Below are 21,612 nucleotides of genomic sequence, written 5' to 3'. Positions count from 1 at the left end.
ACTTGTTTACCTAGTCACTCAGATTGCGGCAAGTCGTCTTGCGGCAATGGCAGCTCTAGAGCGTCATCAGCGATAATCGGCGCAACCTCTGGCAAGCCATCTGTATCGCCGATCGGTCGCAAGGTAGGACGTTCGCTGGGGTCGCGAGAACCATCACCGAGGGTCGTATCAATCAAGCTTACCGCATCTTCGGTCGCATTTGCGCTGCCGATTGCTTGAATGACGGCGCGGCGATCCATGGACACCACAGCCCCGCGTTCCAACATCAGTGCCAAAATGATCGGGCGAATCCGTTCAAGAAACTGCGACCGTTCCGTATCGCGCAATTGGACCAACTTGGCTTGTTCGGCCTCACGGTCCATACGGACCGCTTGTGCGCGTTCGTTGAACGCCCGCGCTTCATCGCGGAACGTGGCAGGGTTCATTGTGGCGCGCGCTTCGGTCAGCGCTGTTTCTTCGGCCAGAAGTTCGGCGGCGATACGATCGTTGTCGGCCTGTACACGCGCCCGTTCTTCAGACACCATTTCAGAAATCCGCTGACCATACAGCGTTTCAACAAAAATGCGTTCAAAGTCGACGACCATGATGGGCGAAGGCAAGACGACCGTCTGATCTTGAGCCATCGCAGGTGAACCAAGGAACGCCGCGATGGTGAAAGAGCAGATACGCGCAAATCGCAGCATTAGAAGTTTGTCGAAATTGTCACGTCGAACGATTTCGTCTCGTCTTCGGATTGTGCATCAAGGGCTTCTGTAAAGTTGAAGCGCAGAGGACCGATTGGCGTTGTCCAGAAGATCGTCGCACCAACAACTGTCCGCGCCGTGTAATCGTTGTACAGAACATCAGCGTCAAAGGTATTGCCAACGTCCCAGACTGACCCGTGATCGACGAACAGACCGCCTGAGATTCCGTATTCTTCTGGCAAACCAAGCGGGAATTCCGCTTCAAGACGCGCGACCGCGAATTTGTTTCCGCCCAATGCGTCACCGGTATCCGCGTCACGTGGGCCGATACCACCGGCATCAAAACCACGCATCAAACGCGACCCAAGGAAGAAACGGTCGGTCACGCGGCTGTTGTTGTTTGCGTAGTCCAAGCTGCCGCCTTCGATCGTGGCCCGCAGAGTCAGTTCTTCGCTTAGAACCTTTGTCTCCACAGCAGCCAGTGCAGTCGTCTGGATATAATCCGCGTCGCCAATCCCGAATTCCTGACCAAAGCGGAACACGAAACTTGTCAGCGGATCGATCCCGCCGCGGCGGCTGTCGTAGCTGTATGTGTAACCCAAGGAATTTGTAGAGATGGCACCAGAAGCCGCCTCTTCTTGGATGACCTGACTGACGGTATCAGACACGTCCGTCAAATCCTCGTAGCTGAACGCATAGAATGTTGTCAGACGACCATTGTCACTGACCGGGAAGTTCAACGATGGTCTTAGCGTGAACCGTTCCGTATCGAAGTTTGCGTTTTCGTTGTCGGTCGTTTGGTAGTCGATCCCGATACCGGCACGCAGATCGCGCCCCAAGAAGTTTGGTTCAGAGAAATCAAAGTTGAAGACGCGGTTTGTCTCAGCTGTCGAAATTTGGAAATCCAATCGCTGACCGCGACCGAGGAAGTTTTGCTGCTTGTAGCTGGCCAAAAGGCCCAGACCCACGTCCGTGTTAAAGTTCGCACCAAAGGACAACGAACCTGTCGGCCCTTCCTCAACATCAACGTCTACGATCACCTGATTGGCAGAAGACCCTTCGCGCGCATTCACGGCAGCGTTCTGGAAGAAACCCAAGGCGCGGATACGTTCTGCGGACTCGCGGACTTCACGCGGGTTAAACGGATCGCCTTCGACCACACGGAACTGGTTCCGGATGACGCGATCTAACGTGGTAGAGTTTCCTTCGATGTCGATGCGTTCGACAAAGATGCGTTCCCCACGCACAAGCGCGAATTCGACGTTTAGGCGCAGATTGCGGTCATCACGCGTAATGCGCGGTTCAACCTGCAAGAAATTGATACCCATGCGCGTCGCCAAAAGCTCTAACCGCGAAATATCACTGTCAAGCATTTCTGGGGAATAAGTGGCACCAGACCGCGTTTTCAGTGCATTTCGGAAAACGGCGGCATCGGCTTCAGGGATCGCGCTGCTGACGGTCACGTCACCAAATTTGAACTGCTGCCCTTCTTGGACGTTGAACGTCACCAGATAGGCGTCGCGTTCACGCGTCAGGGCCACATCCACGTTCTGGACCCGGAAATCTGCGTAACCGCGCGATTGGTAGAAATCAGTAAGAACACGACGATCAACCGCAATCCGGTCGGCCGCAAAAGTGTCGCGTGAAATCACGCTGCGCAGGATACCCGCCTGTTTCGTTTCAAGCACACGGCGCAAACGGCCTTCAGAATAAGTCCGGTTACCCACAAAAGAAATGCGTTCGACTTCCGTCAGGCCAGCCTCGACCACTTCGAACACCAAATCAACGCGGTTATCGGACAGCGGAATGATGCGCGGTGTCACCACGGCATTGATCCGACCTAGGCTTGCATACACTTCGGTAATAGCAGCGGTGTCGGCTTCGGCTTGGGTCGGCGTATAGACGCGACGAGGTTCGGACCGGACCACCTCAAGCAGCTGCGCATCGCGGACTTGGCTGTTGCCTTCGATGTTGATGCGGTTGACCGTCGGGAATTCAACGACGTCAATAACAAGCGTGTTGCCCTGCGTGCGCACATTTACTTCTGAAAACAGGCCAGATTCGCGAATACGTTGGCTGGCATCGTTCACTGTCGCCGCAGTCACCTGTTCGCCCCGCGCGATTCCCGCAAAAGTCAGAATGGTTCCGTCGGCAACCCGCTGGTTGCCGCTGATTGTCACAGCATTGAATGCAAAGTTTTGCGCAAGAGCCGGATCAGCTACGCCACTGAATGCCCCAACTAAACCAACAATCGCGACAGTCCGCATAAGTGAGTTAAAACGCCCAGAGGCATACCGCGATTTGAGGTGCATTCGATCGTCCGCTTTGACTGTGTTTATTGCCCGAAGGCGTACCCTGTCCGAACAGGGTTGTCAAAAGCACAAAACGCACCCGTTGGGGTGCGTTCGATCATCGTCCACATCATTTGGTGAAAGAATTAGCCAAGCATAATGTAGGCTCCAGCATACAGTGATCCAATCACTGTCGCGGTCGTCAAAATACGGTCCCAGTTGAGTTCAACAAGAAGGGAAACGCTTTTGTAGCCTTGTGCAATCGTCTGCATTGGTCACTCCTGTGCATTGCTGAGCACACTGTGACCGCGAATTAAGGCAACATCTGGGCAGCCCTGTGACCGATCAAGGGCAAAGGATCAGATCATTCAGCAATGCAAAGATCATCAGTGTCGCAATGATAGCCAGCCCACCGGACATCAGTACGCGCAATGCAAATTCGGACGGTTTCCGGCGTGCGACGGCCTCGTAGGCATGGAAAACAAGGTGCCCGCCGTCCAATACGGGAATCGGGAACAGGTTCAAAAGACCCACGGCGGCGGACAGAATGCCGATAAAGAGAACAAAACTCCCTGCCCCTTGCTGTGCCATAGAACCGGACGTTTGCGCGATCCCTACGGGTCCCGACAAGTTACAGCTGGAAATTGCGCCCGTCATAAGATGCCATAATCCTGACAACGACGTTGTAATCCGCCACCACAACTGCTGGGTTCCGGATTTCAAAGCGGTCCACAGCCCGACAGAATCGCGTTCTGCTTCGAAGAAGATGCCACCGTTGATGCCGATCAAGAACCGTTGTTCGAACCCGCCTTCGGGCAACGGCAGATCGACCGCGCGTGCAGCCATGGACAACGTCAGCGTTTCGTCGCCACGCAGGACGGTCAATTCCAGCGGTTTTTCGCCTGCCGCATCCTTCGCCGCAACAAGATCACGGAACGCAATGATGGGTTCACCGTCTGCGGCAAGAATAAAATCGCCGATCCGCACACCTGCATCATCAGCGGCAGACCGTGGCGCAATGCCACTTACCAATGGTAAAATCGGGAACGGACCTTGCACCGTCATGTCCACGCCATCCCGACGGATGTCATAATCAACTGTCGGCGATACAGGAATGTCATCCAACGTGCCCGTTGAGGCATCGTTGTCGTTCATTGGGATGCCACCGATTGCGATAATCTCGTCGCCGCGTTGCAGCTCTGATTGATAGATCGCAGGCAATTCGGGGGCCGCCCCATAAGTCAGCGGCGTTTTGTCCGCCCCTTGCCACATCAAGTAGCCAGCGAAGATGGCAATGGCGAGAATGAAGTTAAAGATCGGACCCGCGGCAACCGTCGCAGCCCTTGCCCACAGGGGTGCACCCGTCATTGTCCGGCGCATATCAGCTTCCGAGACTGTGCCGTCTGACCCGACACTTGCCGCGTTCGCATCGCCTAGAAATTTCACGTATCCGCCGAATGGTAAGGCCGCGATTTGCCAAACGGTTCCGTGTTTATCCGTACGCGCAAAAATCACAGGCCCAAAGCCGAGGCTGAACACCTCTGCGTGGATACCAGACCAACGCCCAACGATGTAATGACCGTATTCATGGATCGCGACGATCACCGAAAGGGCGATCACAAAGAAGATCAATGTCCACGCCGTACCCCCAAGGGCAGGCAAGATTTGTGTCAGGTCCAAAGGTCTACCTCAGTGTTTTTGTGATCTCAATCGCACGCACGCGCGCAAGTTGGTCTATTTCATTGACCGTATCTAATGTCATTTTGACATTTTTCAGCCCGTCGCGCGACGTCATGGTGTCCAAAGTTTTAGCCACAACCGGCGCCATGTCCATAAAACCGATATCGCCCGCGATGAAACTATCAAGTGCTTGTTCCTTGGCGGCCGTAAACGCAGCGCCCATAAGACCGCCTTCGTCCATCACGTCACGCGCGATTTGCAAGGCGGGATAGCGTGCAGCTTCGGGCGCTTTGAAATTGAGCGATCCTATTGCGGCAAGGTCCAGACGTTGGACGGGCAAATCTTTACGCACAGGCCAGTTCAGCGCGAACCCAATCGCGTGCCGCATATCGTGCGGACCGACATGCGCCATCAGCGCCCCGTCGGCAAAACCAACAAGCGCATGGATCAAGCTTTCGGGATGGATAATCGTTTCGATCTGATCAGGACGGACGCCGAAAAACTCTTTGGTTTCGATGAGTTCCATCGCTTTGTTAAACATCGACGCGCTGTCGATCGTAATCCGCTGTCCCATGTCCCAATTCGGGTGGTTTGATGCTTCGGCCAAGGATGCGTTCGGCAAATCCTCGAGCGGCCAATCACGGAATGCACCGCCTGACGCCGTGATGATGATCCGTTCGACTGCTGCGATATCTTCACCGATCAACGCCTGAAAGACGGCAGAATGTTCACTATCGACGGGAAGCACCGTGGCCCCGTGCTGGTTCGCGTGATCCATGAGTATGGGGCCAGCGGTCACAAGCGATTCCTTGTTCGCTAGCGCCAGCGTTTTACCTTGTTCCAATGCAGCCCAACCTGGGGCCAAGCCTGCTGCACCGACGATCGCAGACATTGTCCAATCGCACGGCCGCTTGGCCGCTTCCACGATTGCTGCACTGCCAGACGCGGCTTCGACATTGGTCCCCGAAAGAAGGTTTTGCAGCTCGGCGTAGCAATCCGGATCGTCGATGACTGCAACATCTGCATTTAACGCAATCGCATCTGCAGCCAGTTGCGTCACATTGCTACCACCGGTTAAGGCAACAACATCATATGCTTGTGGATCGCGCTTAATCAGGTCGAGCGTATTTTGACCAATCGATCCTGTCGCTCCAAAAACGCTGACAGTCTTCAAAAGGCCACTCCGGGAACATTGAAGACGTAAGCGACCAACAGCATAAACAGCGCCGCACCGAGCAATGCATCGAACCGGTCAAACAGGCCACCGTGACCTGGGATCAGGGCCGAACTGTCCTTAACCCGCATCCGCCGCTTCAGCGCGCTTTCCGCGATATCACCCATTTGGCTGGCAAAGCTGAGCACCATCGAAATCCAAACGATGGACCAGCCGGCATTGGTAAACAGCGTAAAAATGAACCCGACGACACCGGCGGCAATCCAACCTGCGGATGTCCCGCTCCATGTTTTCTTGGGGCTAATCGACGGCCAAAACTTCGGCCCACCGAGCGTACGGCCTGCGAAATAGCCAAAAACGTCCGTCGCAATGACGACAGTCATTAACCATAAAATCCAAGTGAACCCGTAATCGCTGCGAAAACTAACCAGTCCCCAACCTGCGACTTGGATGCCGAGCGCGAAGAAGAAGAATGTGACCTTTTCCTTGCGCAAATAGAATGCGCCGACGCTGGGGACCACGAGGAACAATGCAAGACCAATCCATGTTTCGTCCAGCAATTGGCCCGACATCACTGAAGCCACCAATGCTGCCAACAACATGCCCGAGGTTGCGGATTCGGGTCGGATCATCATCCACAGTTCCCAGACCATCACAGCCGTCACAAAGACGACCATCATCTGGAACCAATGCCCGCCGAGGATCACGCCGACCGCGCCGACAAATGTCATTATGACAGCGGATGTGATCCGAACGGTCAGATCATCCCATTTTGCCGCTTGGGCAGGCGTTTCGTCCGACATCTTAGGCAGAAACCGCGCCATAACGGCGTTCGCGGCTGCCAAAATTGCCCACAACATTACCAAATTCCTCGGCAGAGAAGTCCGGCCAAAGCGTGTCGACAAATTCGTATTCCGCGTAAGCAGATTGCCAAAGTAAGAAATTCGAAATCCGTGCTTCACCGCTTGTACGGATCACCAGATCCGGATCAGGCAGGAACTGCGTATCGAGGAATTTCGCAAGGGTTTCCGCATCAACATCTTTATGCGTCAAACGACCCTGTTCGATCTCAAAAGCCATCTTTTTGGCGGCGCGTGTCACTTCATCACGACCGCCATAGTTCAGCGCAATCGTCAAATGAACACGGTCATTGTTGGACGTGAGAAGTTCGAGATTATCCATCAGAGTCACGAGTTTTGCATCCAGCTTCATCCGGTCACCGATGAAACGAACGCGCACGCCTTCTTCCAGCAAATCACGCGCTTCGCGTTCAATGTAACGACGGAACAGACGCATGAGGCCCGAAACTTCGGTTTGGGTCCGTTTCCAGTTCTCAGTCGAAAAAGCAAAAATCGTCAGGTATTTGACACCGATGTCTGGACAAGCATTCACGATTTCACGGACGCGTTTTGCGCCTGCGTGGTGACCGAACAAGCGCGGGCGATTCCGCTGTTGCGCCCAGCGTCCGTTGCCATCCATGATGATCGCAACGTGGCCGGGGCCGGTGTGTTCGGGGTTCAGGTCTTTGGCCATCTTGTGGCCTCCTTCCAGTGAATGCTCGGTTTGGATCAGCTAAAGTCGACTTAAACCTGCATGATCTCTTCTTGTTTACTTTCAACCGTTTGATCAACGATTTTGATGTATTTATCAGTTAAGTCTTGGACTTCTTGTTCCCAGAACTTCTGATCGTCCTCGGACATCCCGTCGGCCTTGGCTTTCTTGATCTGGTCCATACCGTCACGACGCAGGTTCCGCACAGAGACGCGCGCGTTTTCGGCATAGCCACCAGCAACCTTGCCCAGCTCGCGGCGACGTTCTTCGTTCAGCTCAGGAATGGGCAACATAATGATCGTGCCGTTCAGCTGCGGGTTAATGCCCAAACCGCTTTCGCGGATCGCTTTTTCGACTTTGCCGACAAGGCCCTTGTCCCATACGTTGATCGTCACCATCCGTGGTTCAGGCACGTTCACGGTCCCGACTTGGTTGATTGGGGTCATTGACCCGTATGCGTCAACCATAACAGGTTCCAACATAGAACCGGACGCGCGGCCCGTCCGCAAGGACGCAAGTTCGACGCGCAAGTTTGCAATTGCACCATCCATACGGCGGCCAAGGTCGTCGGTATCAAGTTCAAAATCGTCTGACATGTGTTCTGCTCTTACTTCTGGGGCTTGTGCCCCGCATGATTTCCGTCGCTATACGTTAAAAAACGTCATCTGTATAGGATGCAACAATCAGCACCCTATAAGAGTTACGCAAGATTTGGCCTAAAGTTGCACGTTAGTCGTGCACAACCGTCGAAGTACCCGTTCCCGCAAGGATACCGCGGAAGCCACCCGGTTCATCCAAGCTGAAAACAACAATCGGAAGGTGGTTGTCGCGGGCAAGCGCGATTGCGGATGCGTCCATCACGCCAAGGTGCTTTTGCAGAACTTCGTCATAGCTGACTTTATCATAGCGTTCTGCATCATCGTGCTTGGCTGGATCTTTGTCGTAGACGCCATCGACCTTCGTCCCCTTAAAGATCGCTTCGCAGTTCATCTCATTGGCACGCAAAGTCGCCGCAGTGTCTGTCGTGAAGTACGGGTTGCCCGTTCCGGCTGCAAAGATACACACACGTTTCTTTTCAAGGTGGCGCACGGCACGGCGACGGATGTAGGGTTCCGCCACTTCGTTCATCGTGATCGCGGAAATGACGCGTGTGTGGATGTTGAGTTCTTCCAAGGCGGATTGCATCGCAAGCGCGTTCATCACAGTGGCGAGCATCCCCATGTAGTCAGCAGTGGTGCGCTCCATCCCTTGGGCAGAGCCCTGAAGTCCGCGGAAGATATTACCGCCACCGATCACCATGCAAATTTCGACGCCCATGTCGTGGACAGTTTTCACTTCCTTAGCGATCCGCTGGACTGTTGGCGGATGCAGACCAAAGGCGGTGTCGCCCATCAAAGCCTCGCCCGAGATCTTCAACATCACCCGTTTGTATGTTGCTTTTTCGGTGTCCGCCATGATGTGTGCCCCTATGATCAATGCGTGTCTTCCAACTTCGCGCAAAATGTCGCAAAAACGGCTTGGGTACAATGGCAGAGTGACGGAAATCCCTATTGATCGCGATTGATACGACCACGCCACACGACAAACCGCCACAGAAGGCCTAATCGATTGACATGATTACAATTTCGAAAGACAGGCCAGTTGTGATCGCGGGGCCGACGGCGTCAGGCAAGTCCGCCCTTGCGCTACATATCGCCGAGACCCAAGGCGGCGTGATCGTAAATGCTGATGCATTACAGGTATTTGATGGCTGGCGCATCGTGACGGCACGACCAGACGATGCGGATCTCGCGCGTGCGCCACATTCACTATACGGGCATGTTCCGTTCGATGGCAACTATTCAGTCGGGCATTGGCTGCGCGACGTGGCCAAGCTGTTAGACGGGGAACGTCCGATCATTGTGGGGGGCACGGGTCTGTACCTGACGGCATTGACCGAAGGTTTGGCAGATATTCCGCCAACACCAGCCGACGTACGCGCACAAGCAGATGCCCAAGACTACAGAGCTTTATTGGCTGAACTTGACCCCGAAACAACCGCACGGATCGACACAAAGAACCCGGTCCGTGTGCAGCGTGCTTGGGAAGTTCTGACGACCACCGGACGGACATTGGCCGATTGGCAAGATAATACCCCTGCCCCTTTACTGCCATTGACAGACGTTACACCTATCGTTTTGGATGCACCGAAAGAATGGCTAACGCCAAGGATCGAACAGCGCTTTGATTTGATGTTGGAAGCGGGTGCGCTTGCCGAAGCAGAGGCGATGTTACCCGCTTGGAATCCCGATCATTTGTCGTCGAAAGCAATCGGTGCCCCGGAGCTGATAGCGCACCTGAAAGGTAAGATGTCGCTCGCCCAAGCACGTGAAGCCACTATCATTGCCTCGCGCCGATACGCAAAGCGTCAAAGAACCTGGTTCCGCGCACGAATGAAGGATTGGGCAACAATACCGATTTCATCCACAGATTTGTCCACAGATTTCACATTTCAAACATGAATTCCCCATTGTTTTAAGGGTTCTTGCTTGGCAGAATTGTACATAGCTGCTGTGGGGACATGCAATGACACTGCCAAGATCACAACCGTCGGTTAAGACGATGCAATCTACTTCGCTTTCCATGACACCAATTGCGTACAACCAATTGGCTGGCAACTGGCGTACAGAAGCCATGCGGAGTCACGCGTCGCCCCGTCTTCTGTTCATCACCAAAGGACAGGGCCGGATCACGGTCGCCGGCATGACGCATGGCTATGGGCCAAACAACCTGATCTATCTGCCCGCAAATGTGATGTATGGATATGAGGCAGGTCCAACCGTTTTTGGCACGATACTGACCATTCCAAACGCGATGGCGGGCGAATGGCCTGATGAACCGGTTCATCTGCGGCTCCGCGACGTTCAAGGCCAAAAACAGGCCGCCACGATGTTCGAAGCAATCGAACAAGAACTCACCGCTACGCAACAGACGCATTCCCGCGCGGCTCATTACCACTTGGGACTGCTGTCCGTTTTCTTCGAACGTCAAATGGCGCTCACCCAAGTGCGGGCCGTCGATGATCGCACTGAAGGCACAGCTGCGCGCCTGGTTGCGGCTTATACGGACTTGATCGAACGGGACTACAAGACGGCACAGGGTGTCGCGGATTTTGCAGCCGCACTCGGCGTAACACCAACCCACCTGACCCGCTGCTGTAATCAGACATGCGGCAGATCGGCGCTGGCACTGCTGCGCGACCGGATCACCTACGAGGCCTGCCTGCTTCTGCGCGAAACGGACACGCCTGTCGCTGACGTTGCCAAAGACCTTGGGTTTCGATCCGCTGCTTACTTTACGCGCAGCTTCCAGGCCAAAATGGGCCACACACCATCGCATTTCCGCAAGAACGGCGCAGGCAAAGGGTTGCGGCCTGTTTAATCAGCTACCGAAAATGACGCGCACATAGTTCTGGGTTTCATTGTATGGGGGAATGCCGTTGTACCGCTCAACGGCACCCGGCCCTGCGTTGTAGGCTGCAAGTGCGAGACGCCAATCACCGAATTTATCGTATTGCGCCTTGAGGTAGCGTGCGCCGCCTTCGAGATTTTGCGCGGCGTCACGTGGGTCAACGCCCAAGCCGCGCGCCGTATCTGGCATCAACTGGGCGAGGCCAAGCGCGCCTTTGACCGAAACCGCATTGGCATTCCAGCCGCTTTCCTGCTGAACAAGGCGCAAGAACAAATCTTCTGGAATTTGGTGCCGCTGTGCGGCAGATCGCGCGACATTCAGAAACGGGCCTTTGTAAAGACCGGTATATGCAGGCGTCTGCGGCTGCGCCGATGGCACAATGGCCCGAGGCGGTTGAAGCCGGATCGAACTGGAATATTGTGATGTCGCGCGACCATCCAAAACGGATAACTGGCTTTGCAACAGCCCTGAACGGGTACGGGTCGACACGGTATCAGCCCAAACGACGGATCCCGCAAACATCCCGAAGGTCGTCAAAAACACGGTTACTTTTTTCATAAACAGGCGCCTTGCAATGTGTCGCTTGCGGCGAACCTAATAACTTTTCCAGAAATTGCCAATCTCTCGTGTCAACGGACTATTAACTCTGAGCGGAGAAACGTAGATTGCGCCAAATCGAATATGCAGAATCGCTGGGGAGTTTAGACATGGCTGGATCGGTCAACAAAGTTATCTTGATTGGGAATCTGGGCCGCGACCCTGAAGTCCGTTCGTTTCAGAATGGCGGAAAGGTGTGCAACTTGCGCATCGCGACGTCTGAGACTTGGAAAGACAAAAACACAGGCGAACGCCGCGAAAAGACTGAATGGCATTCGGTCGCGATCTTTAATGACGGCCTTGTCCGTATCGCTGAGCAATACCTGCGTAAGGGATCCAAGGTATACATCGAAGGCGCTTTGCAAACACGTAAATGGCAGGACCAGTCCGGTCAGGACAAATATTCAACAGAAGTTGTCCTGCAAGGTTTTGGCGGCGTACTGACGATGCTTGACGGCCGTGGTGACAACCAAGGCGGTGGCGGTGGTGGCGGCTACGGAGGTGACAGCGGCGGCTACGGAGGTGGTAGTGGCGGCGGATATGACAGCGGCCCAAGCGGTGGCGGTCGCGATTCAGGTGGCGGCGGCAGTAGCAGGTCCGACCTGGACGATGAAATCCCGTTCTAAAAAATATCAGGGGCCGGCTTCGCCGGCCCCTTTTTTGATGCGGGCAGAATTTTCGCCAGGTCAAATCAGACCCGCCAAGGTAGCAAACGACTCGACTAGCGCATCGCACTCCCAAGCTTGACCCATTGCGTGTCGTTGGCACAAAGCCGACACGCGACAAGGTCACGGATTATTCAGAGCTGCTTATTAAAATCAAACCGGTCAGGCCCATACAGGATTGATGCAACGTTTTGCGCAATCGTCTGTGCGGTCGCGCTGATTGGCACCGGGTACTTTTGCAGCCAATAGTGACGCACGCGAGCCGGAATGCGTGTCGGACCATGCAGCCCAACTTTCCCCGCAGCGGCCCCTTGAGACGCATTATAGATCTGCGCCTTGCCCCCAATATTCTTGATCAAGTTGATGCTACAAATTTGTAGGTTCGTGAACGTACGGCAAGTTTCGGGATATCCAATCGGATTAATGACGACGATGGACAGGTTCGTAATTTTGGGCTGTTTATTGTTCGCGAGATCATCGTCCATGGACTTGAGAAGCGCTGGCAATTCGACATTCGTGAAAATCTTATCGGGCGATGATTGCAAACCGTACATTTGTACGCTGGTCACGTGGCCGGTCGCACCGCGCCCCAAAGCCGTGGACGCCGCGTCAAAATAGGTCTTGCCGCCCCCCGTATTCCAGTCGCCTCCCAAAACGCCATCCATAAAACGCGTATCTGTTGTCGCTTCAAGCTGGCCGAACATCTTCGTCGGATGTTGTTTGTTCCACGTCGAGATCAGGTACCGGAGCTTGTTGCGGTCCACGCCTGTCCAAAAGACACTGCCATCCTCTGGCGTCGAATGGTCAAAGTTTTTGACAATCATTTGGATTGTCCGTGCCATTGCTGCCGGATCGGCAGTCACGACACCAACACCTGCCTGCTGCTGCGCCAAAGTTTGGGTTCCTTCAATCGTTCCACCTGCAAGCCGGTACGCAGAGCGCATTGCAAGCAATTTGATCTGATCATTGCGGGGTATCTGATCCAACATCGATTTAATCTGCTTGTCGGACTGACCACTCACTTCCTGGCCCTGCTCTTCCAACAGGCGCCGTGCAAACTGGATCAAGTCCGCTTGCATGTTGTTGCTGCCTTTAATCGTATCGTTCATCTCTAATCCCCCAAACTAAATACAAAATGGCTGACAGGTTTCGGAGGACAGGTCACGTAATTTCTGTAAACGTGCACGATACCTTGAACTAAAGACTCGAAAATGAGCTCGTTCAGTCCAACTGTAGAAACAATCAAACTATGGAAATTATCGTTGATGGGGAATGGCGGACAGACAGGGATTCGAACCCTGGAGACGGTCTCCCGCCTACACACTTTCCAGGCGTGCGCCTTCGACCACTCGGCCACCTGTCCGTTGCGCGGGGTTTATCGCCAAGCGGGGGCGGTTTGCAAGACCCTAAGTTCCAGGTTTTTGCACCTTTTTCGAAAGTCTTACCGATGACACGATTAGTGCCTATATTGCGCATGTCGTCGCCACCAACTAAGCCGGACATATGCAGCCCAAACTTGATCCTCAATCTCACAAGCAAGGCACCGTCGATTTGGCGCGGGTCCAATCTGCTGCGTTGATCATTATCGCCTTTGCCGTGGTTCTGTTCTTGTTGGTACAGGCCCGGTTCATGCTTGTGTCGCTGGCGACTGCGATTGTGTTGTTTAGCCTGACCAGTGCTGTGATCGACTTTATCGCGCGTCAACGCCTTGGTCCGTTCCGGGTGCCGGATGTTGTCGCGAGTATTGCAGCCCTTGTTTTGATTGCAGCCGCGTTGATGGCGGCATCAGGCTTTATGCTCACCCAGATCAACAACGTCCTAATCACGACGGTCAGTTTTGCAGAACAGGCGCCGACGGCAGTCGCGTCTTTGTTTGGTTTCATGGGTGAAGGCACCGAAGCTGCGATTCTCAGCGCCTTACAGTCTTTCGACGTTGGCAGTTACGCGCGGACCTTGGCCGGACGCGCCAGTGATGTGACCCAAGCAGCGGTTCTTGTCATCTTGTTTGTTGGATTTCTTTTTGCTGAGCGGATTTGGTTCGACATCAAGCTAGTGAACCTCATTGGCGATCCACAAAGAGCGGCACGTGTCAGTAAGATCATCTCGTCGATCATTTGGCGTGTGAACTACTATCTTTGGGTCAAAACGGTTGTCAGTGCTTTGACAGGCCTTATGACATACGCCTTGGCGGTGACCTTCGACATCGAATTGGCTGTTGCGATTGGTTTGATCACTTTCATGCTGAATTTTCTGCCCAATGTCGGGTCGATCATTGCGACTGCGCTCATAGCGCTCATAGCGCATGTTCAGTTTCACGATCCTGCCACCACAATTGTGATCGTCAGCATCGCGGGTGTCATTCAGTTCATCAACGGCAATATCATTGACCCGATGATGATGGGACGCGCATTGCGGCTGTCGTCCTTTGGGATTATCTTGTCACTTGCGTTCTGGGGCGCTGTTTGGGGTATTCCGGGGATGTTCCTGTCTGTCCCGATCATGGTCATGCTCTTGGTTGTCTGCAGCCATGTGCCTGCCTTGCGCCCTATTGCGATCCTGCTATCACGTGAGGGATTGCCGGAGGAAGAAACAGCGTTGTACCGCACGCCAGACCGGCAAAGACAGCCGCACGGTGCTGCCCGCTAGGCCCTAGGCCCTAGGCCCTAGGGCTGATGTACCAGAATGCAACGGCGATCAACAGTTCACCGACTGCCGCTAATAAAACGACCGACGATGCGATCCCACCAAGGAACGCAGAGATACCCGTCAAGGCGACACCCGCAAACGTTATAATCATACAAATACAAACCACGCGCTGCACATCGCGGTCTTGGTTCTGGCTGAGCCCCCATAACAGTACCGCCAAACCTAAGAATAGCGGACTGGCCCTGTGGCCCATGAAACTGCCGCCCGCATCTGCAGCGACGCCATAGGTTGCGGTGTAATTGCCCGGAACTGCGACAAGAATGACGAACAAGATTAGGCCAACCAAGGCCGTAATCCGACAGGCCAATTGGAAGGTCATTCGCCTTCGACCCCGTAATACGTCACATCCTCAACAAAATACTGATAGCTATCAGCGTTGATCAACGCATTTTGGGGCGCATCAATCGCCATTTCAGTACAGACTTCGCGCGAATAGCAGATATCATCGGTTCCGGCGACGACTGTGAAATGTGTGATCTCGTGGATAAGGGTCCCTGCCCGCGTTCCATTCCCCGCAGCCGCGCTTTCGTCGTCGAGTTCTTTCATCGTTTGCATCTGGAAAAAGCTCGGGCAGAGTTTCACTTCGTAATGTTCGTCAGGATCGACGAAGGCATAGGTGTCCTGATCACAAAGGCCGACACCGTGATTGACACAGGCTGCACTGACTTGACCGGTCCGGACTGCTGACACTACCGCTTTGAGGTTCCGCCGAACTAAATCGCCGTTGCGCGGACTAAACTTGCCAAACCACCTTGTGTAAACCGGCGTTGGACCAACCGCGGTCGCTGCCGTGAGGACTAGCCGTTTCGACCGATCCAGTGCTGCAATGATGATCCCACGTTCCGCCTTTGTGCAGCCCTCGAATGTTTGGGCGGCGGCGGGTGTCGCGGCAAATACAGTGATAGCAGCACCAAGAAAGATCGCTGACCGGATCACGTGTCGAGGTGCAAATAAACCCGGCGGTTCTGTTTGCCCTTCTTTTCGATTTTGCCAAGCCGCACGCGTCCGATTTCCGATGTCCGCGATACATGCGTGCCGCCGCAAGGTTGCAGATCAGCCGTGTCATCACCGACGCCAATGCGCACCAACCGCACTCGTCCAGTCCCGCGCGGTGGTTTCACACGAAGCGTTTTCACGAGCCCGGGGTTGGCATCCATTTCGGCGTCCGTGATCCATTCTTCGTTCACGGCGAAATCACAGTCGATCAACATATTGAGCGTCTTTTCGATCTCTTCGCGATCCTCTGGCGCTTCTGGCATATCAAAGTCCAAACGCCCTTTGTCCGGCGAAATGGACCCGCCTGTCACGGGCAAGGGAATGACAACCGACAGCAGATGAAGCGCCGTGTGAACCCGCATATGTTTGTAACGGCGATCCCACGCTATTTCCTGTCTGACCAACGTCCCTTCAGGCGGCAATGCGGACGGTTCTGCTGGCACCAATACGATCTGGCCATCGGTACCTTTGACGGTCGTCGCAATCTCAATCGCGTTTTCGTCTTCGGCAAGCCCCCAACGCACAACACCGCTATCACCGGGTTGGCCACCTGAAGTCGGGTAAAACAAGGACGCATCTAGCACAATCCCGCCTTCATCCGTGATTTGGGTCACACGCGTTGCGGCTTCACGGCGATAAGCGTCTTCAAGGTACAACGGCGTCGTCGTCATGTGGTATCCCCAGCATCCGGATCAGACATTTCAACATCTGGATGCGGTTCTTGTGCGAATTTCGGTGTTTCGGTCATATCTTTACTGTCATCGGCTTGTTTCCCGCTATCAGCTTGGCGCAAAACTTCCGGATTGCGCAACCAAATGTCACGTTGGGCGAACGGAATTTCGATGTTTTCGGCAGCAAAGCGGCGCGAAATCTCAAAATTCAGCTCGGAGCGTACGGAAACCACAAAATTGACGTCCCGCAAAATCGCTCTAATTTCGAATTCCAACGCATCAGCACCAAAGTTCACGAACATGATCGCCGGTGGCGGTGTCATAATCACCATCGGGTGCGCTTCAGCGATGTCTTTCAGGATAGCTGCGACCTTATCAACGTCCGTTCCGTAGGCCACGCCGATGGATAGGATCAGACGTCCCGCAAGATTTCCACGCGTCCAGTTGATGACCTGATTGCTGATCAGGTCGGCGTTCGGAACGATCACGTCGGATCTGTCAAAGGTCTCAATGCGAGTAGACCGCACCGAAATATTACGCACATACCCCATGCGGTCGCCGACCTCGATCCAGTCGCCTTGGCTTACGGGGCGTTCGATCAAAAGGATGATCCCCGATACAAAATTCGACACGATTGTTTGCAATCCAAAACCGATCCCGACGGACAAAGCACCCGCCACAATCGCAAGGTTCGACAAATCAATCCCCGCACTGGTGATTGCGATGACCGCAGCAAGAAAAATCCCGACGTATCCGAAACCCGCGACAATCGCATCTTGCGCCCCTAGATCCAGCGACGTGCGCGGCAAAACCGATGACCGCAATGACGTCTTGATGAATCCAGTCAAAAGGTACCCGACGCTGAATATCAGCACGAACGTCAAGAAATCAGATGGGGAAATACTGGTTTCGCCGATGGAAAAACCGGCCGTGAACCGAGACCAGAACGATAGCAAATCAGACCGTTCGGCACCCCAAATCAACGCAAAGATCGGCAGTGAAACGATGAACAGCACAAATCCTACGACAACGGGAACAAGTGCCTTTTTGCGTCCTTCCTCGATGCCGTACAAAAGGTCGTAGACCCTGTAGCACAGTGACTGCAAGTAAATGATCACCCCGATAAGCCCTAGCGAAATACAGGTCGGGAACAACACAGCCCTTGCTGCGGCATCGTAACCGAATAGGCCCAGAACGGGCGCTGCGATGGCTACCAATTGCACCACACGCCCCACAACAGACCGCGTCCGCCCGACGCTGATGTCTTCGCCAGCCGCAGCGTCAGGCGCGTGGCGCAACAACGTCGAAAACCGGAATAGAACAATGGCCACGACCAGAATGAATGGGAAATAAAGCACCGATATCGCGTCTGGGCTATCTGATCCGGACGATACAAACGCAGAATACGGCCACCAGAGCCCTACGAGCCACGCCAGAATGATAGCCGTGCGGCGGGTCTTGATCCGAACCTCTGTTGGTTGGTTCAAGGGGCCGTATTTGTCCCCCATTGGAAAGAATTGCTTGCCCAGCCAAGACGCCAAAATGATGGTGCTACCTGTTAGCGGCAGTTCACGCAGGACGGTTTCCCCCCGCACACCAAACACATCTAAAGTCGTTAACCCGTACGTCAGTAGAACAAGTCCAAACAGCGGGATCAATGCCTGCAACACCGTACCAAAGAAATCCGATACCAGATGCCCCGCCCCGTCCGCAGTGGACGCCGTACGACTATCCATAAATTTTTGCGTACGTCGGAACAGCAGAATTGAACCGCCAATCGCAATCAACGCCCAAAGTAATCGCCCTAAATTCGTGCTATTCCATTGGCGGTTCATCACACCAGCAGTAATTTCGTTGCCGATGGCTTTGACGCCATCAAACAGATGCAACGCCGCATCAGGCCAATAGACTGGGTTTAAGGGCGATACACTGCGCACCATCAATGCAACCGTTTGACGTGCACGCAATTGGGATTCGACTTCGCTCATCATACCGACCGCGCGTGCGTGCGCCTCAGCGGCAAGCAATCCGGGTGCCGCGAGTTCATCGCGGAAAGCAATCAATTCTGTCCTGCGCGCGGTCACAGCCGCTGCTTCGGTTTCATCCTCGGCAGGTACTGTGCCCAATGCCGCGATCTGACTTTCAACAGTCGCGAGACGCGCTGCGTTTTTTTCCTTGGCATCAGCGAACACGTCGCGCCAAGTTGTCAGTTCCGTACGGACACGATCCAAACCAAACGCAGACGTGTTGTTTCGCAGCAATATACCTTCAGTACGCGTCGCGACCTTTGACCAAGATTCAATGTCGATCCCTAACAGGTCACCAATCGTTTGATGTCCGGCGTCCGCAATCGATGTCTCGGTATCATCTAACGTTTGGCCGAACGAAACAGAGCCAATCCAAACGCATAGAATAAAGGCTACAATTGCCCAAATCAGCCGCCTGTCTGACTGTTTTGGTGGTGTGCTCATACGTCTTCAAACACCGACGGGATATCTGCGGGCGCGCGTTCCAGCCAAGATGGGACTGGCAGGCCCTTTTCTTTCAAAAACGCCGGATTGTAGAGCTTGGATTGATACCGCGTTCCATAATCACACAGGATCGTTACAATCGTATGTCCCGGCCCCATGTCGCGGGCCATACGCATTGCGCCAGCGACGTTCACACCAGATGACCCGCCGAGACATAAGCCTTCGTTTTCCATGATGTCAAAGACAACAGGTAGCGCTTCAGCGTCGTGAATATTGTAGTTGAAATCGGGTTTCAGACCTTCGAGATTCTTGGTGATCCGCACCTGACCGATGCCTTCATTGATGGACGACCCTTCGGTCATCGTCAGTTCACCCTTGGTGTAATAATTATAAAGCGCTGCACCATCCGGATCGGCCAAACCGATCTTCACGCCTTTCGGCTGCAACGCTTCGGCCACGCCCGCAAGCGTCCCACCGGAACCTACCGCACAGATAAAACCATCTACCTTCCCGTCAGTTTGATCCCAAATCTCGGGACCTGTGGTTTCAATGTGGGCTTGGCGATTAGCGACGTTATCGAATTGGTTTGCCCAAATGACGCCTTCGTTCGTCGTCCGCTCCAACGCCTTGGCCAGACGTTCGGAATAGCGCACAAAGTTGTTGGGATTGCGATACGGCGCTGCTGGCACCTGAACAAGTTCCGCGCCGGCCAGCCGCAACATGTCTTTCTTTTCTTCGGACTGAGTTTCTGGGATCACGATAACCGTTTTGAACCCCATAGACGCGCCAACCAAAGCCAGCCCAATTCCGGTATTGCCAGCCGTGCCTTCAACAATCGTGCCGCCTGGCTTTAAAAGCCCTTTTGCAACGGCGTCTTGGATGATGAACAAAGCCGCGCGATCCTTGACGGATTGACCAGGGTTCATGAACTCAGCCTTGCCAAGGATGGTGCAACCAGTTGCCTCTGAGGCGCCGCGCAATTTGATCAGTGGCGTGTTGCCTACAGCAGCGGCAAGATCGGACTTAATGGGCGCGAATGAGGACATGTCAAAGCTTTCGATTGTGTTGTCCCTAAGTAGGCCTGTCAGGGCGCAAACTCAAGCGGTGCCGCGCAAACGGCTGCGATTCTGCGCAAGCCACAAAAGCATCGAAACAATGGCGGCGTTTTCGGCCTCTCCGGTTTCGATTAACGAGAACGCCGTATCGAATGGGATCACATGCAGCCGCAGATCTTCAGCCTCAGTTGCCAAGCCACCGGTATAGGTCGTGGGTTCCGGCAAATCGCACAGTCCCAGATAGCAATAGAAGTAATCTGTGGAGCTACCAGTCGACGGATAATAGGAAAACATCTTCTGCAGTGCGACGCCCTGCAATCCCGCCTCTTCTTCGCTTTCGCGTTGCGCGGCTTCTTCCGGTGTCTCGCCTGCGTCGATCATCCCCGCGATGGGTTCAAGCGCCCATGGGTTTGCAGCCCCGCGCAACATCGGTCCCATCCGGATTTGTTCGACCAGAAGGACGTGATCGGTCACCGGATCATAGGGCAAGAGAAGCGCAGCATCCGTCCCAATGAAAACTTCGCGTGGCAATGGACCAGCGGTGTCGTCCTGAAATGTGCGATGGGTCACTTGCAACTGCGCCAGTCGGAAGAAATCACCAGAGAGCGGGCCGCTGTGTTCCGCTGCAAAATCAGAGGGTTGCGCAGCAGTTCTCACCCTTGTCGGAGCGTCTTGTTCTTGTGCCCGCAAGCGTACCGATGCCCGCAAAGCAATCATGTTCCACTGCCTACGCAACGCATCACCAGCCAAGGGCGGATCGTAGCTGCCAATCTCGACGGCCATTTCACGGCTTAGTCCACCTGATTGATCCTGCCAACGTTCCAAAGACCATTCGCGATCCGAGATGTCGACAGACGGTCCGGGAAGATAGACCTGCGCCTCAACGCTCAGACCTTCTACATTAATCGCCGCCGGTATGGGGTTGTAATCAAATGGCAATTCATAGGCGTCTAGTTTCGCAACTTCCTGCGCTGTGAGATCGTCCAACAAGAGACCGGAAATGATAGTGCCAAATTGAGCAACGATAGCAGGCAGCGGGGCTGACTTTTGTTCGCGCAAAACATAACCCGACAGCGTCGCCGCTTTTGCGGATACATTCCGCCCCAGCAAACGACATCGCAGTGTCGCGTCTAGCAGCGTTCCGTAGATGAAAACGCTCACGTTAAGACCAACGCGCGGCGACGAATTCGATAATCAAACCAGAAACGACCGACCCAACAAGCATCAATACCCCAAGATCCACTTGTGCGAACTGAACGGCATAGTCACCGATCAATTCAAAAATCCCAACGACCGCTTCGACTGGCCCATCATAAGCGTTGCGCATTGATTTTTGGATCATGTCGACGAATGAGACGAAGAAGAAAACCCAGAACAGCAATGCGACACCGGCCGTGATGCCGTTTCCGATACCTGCCCCTGTTCCATTGCCGGCGCGCGTTCCCGCAATAACCCAGCCAACAATTAGGCCAATTCCGCCGTTTAATGGGAACCAGTAACTGGGTTGTCGGGCCTCTGCGAAGTACGTTGTGGCTGCGTAAGCGAATGCAAGTCCAAGTGCGCCAAAGCAAATGGCGGCAATTAGGCGGGCGGCGGTTGGCATATCATAGCTCCCTCTGCGC

Annotated in this window: 22 protein-coding genes and 1 tRNA gene; 4 read left to right on the top strand and 19 right to left on the bottom strand. The window is 54.3% G+C overall.

Features of this window, described 5'->3' with window-relative positions; translation table 11 throughout:
• Positions 1–14 precede the first annotated feature (14 nt).
• The 9 genes from MWU61_RS04955 to pyrH form a co-directional block, all read right to left on the bottom strand.
• On the bottom strand, positions 15–683 hold the full coding sequence (locus MWU61_RS04955; protein ID WP_247127129.1) for an OmpH family outer membrane protein: 669 nt from the start codon (positions 681–683) through the stop codon (positions 15–17).
• The gene (gene bamA / locus MWU61_RS04950; RefSeq protein WP_247127222.1) at positions 683–2,950 is read right to left on the bottom strand and encodes an outer membrane protein assembly factor BamA; all 2,268 of its coding nucleotides are present in this window, start codon (positions 2,948–2,950) and stop codon (positions 683–685) included. Before bamA ends, MWU61_RS04955 begins: the two co-directional genes overlap by 1 nt.
• Positions 2,951–3,120: 170 nt before the next feature.
• Positions 3,121–3,246, bottom strand: a complete 126-nt coding sequence (locus tag MWU61_RS19730) for a hypothetical protein (protein WP_281501939.1) — start codon at positions 3,244–3,246, stop codon at positions 3,121–3,123.
• A gap of 73 nt (positions 3,247–3,319) precedes the next feature.
• Positions 3,320–4,654, bottom strand: a complete 1,335-nt coding sequence (gene rseP / locus MWU61_RS04945; RefSeq protein ID WP_247127128.1) for an RIP metalloprotease RseP — start codon at positions 4,652–4,654, stop codon at positions 3,320–3,322.
• A 4-nt stretch (positions 4,655–4,658) separates the two neighbouring features.
• The gene (gene dxr, locus MWU61_RS04940; RefSeq protein ID WP_247127127.1) at positions 4,659–5,828 is read right to left on the bottom strand and encodes a 1-deoxy-D-xylulose-5-phosphate reductoisomerase; all 1,170 of its coding nucleotides are present in this window, start codon (positions 5,826–5,828) and stop codon (positions 4,659–4,661) included.
• A complete protein-coding gene (locus tag MWU61_RS04935) occupies positions 5,825–6,631 on the bottom strand; it encodes a phosphatidate cytidylyltransferase (protein WP_247127220.1) in 807 nt (268 codons plus the stop codon). The genes dxr and MWU61_RS04935 overlap by 4 nt, the downstream gene beginning before the upstream one ends.
• Position 6,632: 1 nt before the next feature.
• Complete coding sequence (uppS, locus tag MWU61_RS04930) at positions 6,633–7,361, bottom strand: polyprenyl diphosphate synthase (protein WP_247127126.1); 729 nt, start codon at positions 7,359–7,361, stop codon at positions 6,633–6,635.
• A 50-nt stretch (positions 7,362–7,411) separates the two neighbouring features.
• Positions 7,412–7,975: a ribosome recycling factor gene (gene frr / locus MWU61_RS04925; protein ID WP_247127125.1), complete on the bottom strand. Its 564-nt coding sequence runs from the start codon at positions 7,973–7,975 to the stop codon at positions 7,412–7,414.
• Between the two features lie 133 nt (positions 7,976–8,108).
• Positions 8,109–8,834: a UMP kinase gene (gene pyrH / locus MWU61_RS04920; protein ID WP_247127124.1), complete on the bottom strand. Its 726-nt coding sequence runs from the start codon at positions 8,832–8,834 to the stop codon at positions 8,109–8,111.
• A gap of 158 nt (positions 8,835–8,992) precedes the next feature.
• Between pyrH and miaA the strand changes: the two genes are divergently transcribed.
• Both miaA and MWU61_RS04910 read left to right on the top strand, forming a co-directional pair.
• Positions 8,993–9,880 (top strand): tRNA (adenosine(37)-N6)-dimethylallyltransferase MiaA, encoded by an 888-nt coding sequence (gene miaA / locus MWU61_RS04915; RefSeq protein ID WP_247127123.1) that lies wholly within the window; start codon positions 8,993–8,995, stop codon positions 9,878–9,880.
• A gap of 64 nt (positions 9,881–9,944) precedes the next feature.
• The gene (locus tag MWU61_RS04910; protein ID WP_247127122.1) at positions 9,945–10,799 is read left to right on the top strand and encodes an AraC family transcriptional regulator; all 855 of its coding nucleotides are present in this window, start codon (positions 9,945–9,947) and stop codon (positions 10,797–10,799) included.
• Here MWU61_RS04910 and MWU61_RS04905 read toward each other — a convergent pair whose 3' ends face one another.
• Positions 10,800–11,387, bottom strand: coding sequence for a lytic transglycosylase domain-containing protein (locus tag MWU61_RS04905; RefSeq protein ID WP_247127121.1), 588 nt, complete (start codon positions 11,385–11,387; stop codon positions 10,800–10,802).
• A 149-nt stretch (positions 11,388–11,536) separates the two neighbouring features.
• Here MWU61_RS04905 and MWU61_RS04900 point away from each other — a divergent pair, with 149 nt between their 5' ends.
• On the top strand, positions 11,537–12,052 hold the full coding sequence (locus tag MWU61_RS04900) for a single-stranded DNA-binding protein (protein ID WP_247127120.1): 516 nt from the start codon (positions 11,537–11,539) through the stop codon (positions 12,050–12,052).
• A gap of 173 nt (positions 12,053–12,225) precedes the next feature.
• On the opposite strand, the gene MWU61_RS04895 is transcribed toward MWU61_RS04900, so the two are convergent.
• Complete coding sequence (locus tag MWU61_RS04895) at positions 12,226–13,200, bottom strand: hypothetical protein (protein WP_247127119.1); 975 nt, start codon at positions 13,198–13,200, stop codon at positions 12,226–12,228.
• A gap of 164 nt (positions 13,201–13,364) precedes the next feature.
• Positions 13,365–13,454: transfer RNA gene (locus MWU61_RS04890), tRNA-Ser, on the bottom strand.
• 140 nt (positions 13,455–13,594) lie between these two features.
• On the opposite strand from MWU61_RS04890, the gene MWU61_RS04885 reads away from it, so the two are divergent.
• Complete coding sequence (locus MWU61_RS04885; RefSeq protein ID WP_247127118.1) at positions 13,595–14,737, top strand: AI-2E family transporter; 1,143 nt, start codon at positions 13,595–13,597, stop codon at positions 14,735–14,737.
• Between the two features lie 10 nt (positions 14,738–14,747).
• On the opposite strand, the gene MWU61_RS04880 is transcribed toward MWU61_RS04885, so the two are convergent.
• The 7 genes from MWU61_RS04880 to MWU61_RS04850 are packed head-to-tail and all read right to left on the bottom strand — an operon-like array spanning position 14,748 to position 21,593.
• The gene (locus tag MWU61_RS04880) at positions 14,748–15,116 is read right to left on the bottom strand and encodes a hypothetical protein (protein WP_247127117.1); all 369 of its coding nucleotides are present in this window, start codon (positions 15,114–15,116) and stop codon (positions 14,748–14,750) included.
• Positions 15,113–15,733: a M35 family metallo-endopeptidase gene (locus MWU61_RS04875; RefSeq protein WP_247127116.1), complete on the bottom strand. Its 621-nt coding sequence runs from the start codon at positions 15,731–15,733 to the stop codon at positions 15,113–15,115. The genes MWU61_RS04880 and MWU61_RS04875 overlap by 4 nt, the downstream gene beginning before the upstream one ends.
• Positions 15,730–16,464, bottom strand: a complete 735-nt coding sequence (locus tag MWU61_RS04870) for an alanyl-tRNA editing protein (RefSeq protein ID WP_247127115.1) — start codon at positions 16,462–16,464, stop codon at positions 15,730–15,732. Before MWU61_RS04870 ends, MWU61_RS04875 begins: the two co-directional genes overlap by 4 nt.
• On the bottom strand, positions 16,461–18,935 hold the full coding sequence (locus tag MWU61_RS04865; protein ID WP_247127114.1) for a DUF3772 domain-containing protein: 2,475 nt from the start codon (positions 18,933–18,935) through the stop codon (positions 16,461–16,463). The genes MWU61_RS04870 and MWU61_RS04865 overlap by 4 nt, the downstream gene beginning before the upstream one ends.
• On the bottom strand, positions 18,932–19,981 hold the full coding sequence (locus MWU61_RS04860) for a cysteine synthase A (RefSeq protein WP_247127113.1): 1,050 nt from the start codon (positions 19,979–19,981) through the stop codon (positions 18,932–18,934). Before MWU61_RS04860 ends, MWU61_RS04865 begins: the two co-directional genes overlap by 4 nt.
• 51 nt (positions 19,982–20,032) lie before the next feature.
• Entirely contained in the window at positions 20,033–21,151 is a 1,119-nt protein-coding gene (locus tag MWU61_RS19850; protein ID WP_247127112.1) for an NUDIX domain-containing protein, read from the bottom strand.
• A gap of 1 nt (position 21,152) precedes the next feature.
• Positions 21,153–21,593 carry a TrgA family protein gene (locus MWU61_RS04850; RefSeq protein ID WP_247127111.1) on the bottom strand — a complete coding sequence of 147 codons (441 nt, stop codon included), beginning with the start codon at positions 21,591–21,593 and terminating at the stop codon, positions 21,153–21,155.
• Positions 21,594–21,612: the final 19 nt, after the last annotated feature.

Source organism: Loktanella sp. F6476L, from assembly GCF_023015725.1.
GTDB lineage: Bacteria > Pseudomonadota > Alphaproteobacteria > Rhodobacterales > Rhodobacteraceae > Yoonia.
The sequence above is the reverse complement of the archived record's forward strand: the minus strand, read 5'-3'. Positions and strand labels throughout refer to the sequence as shown.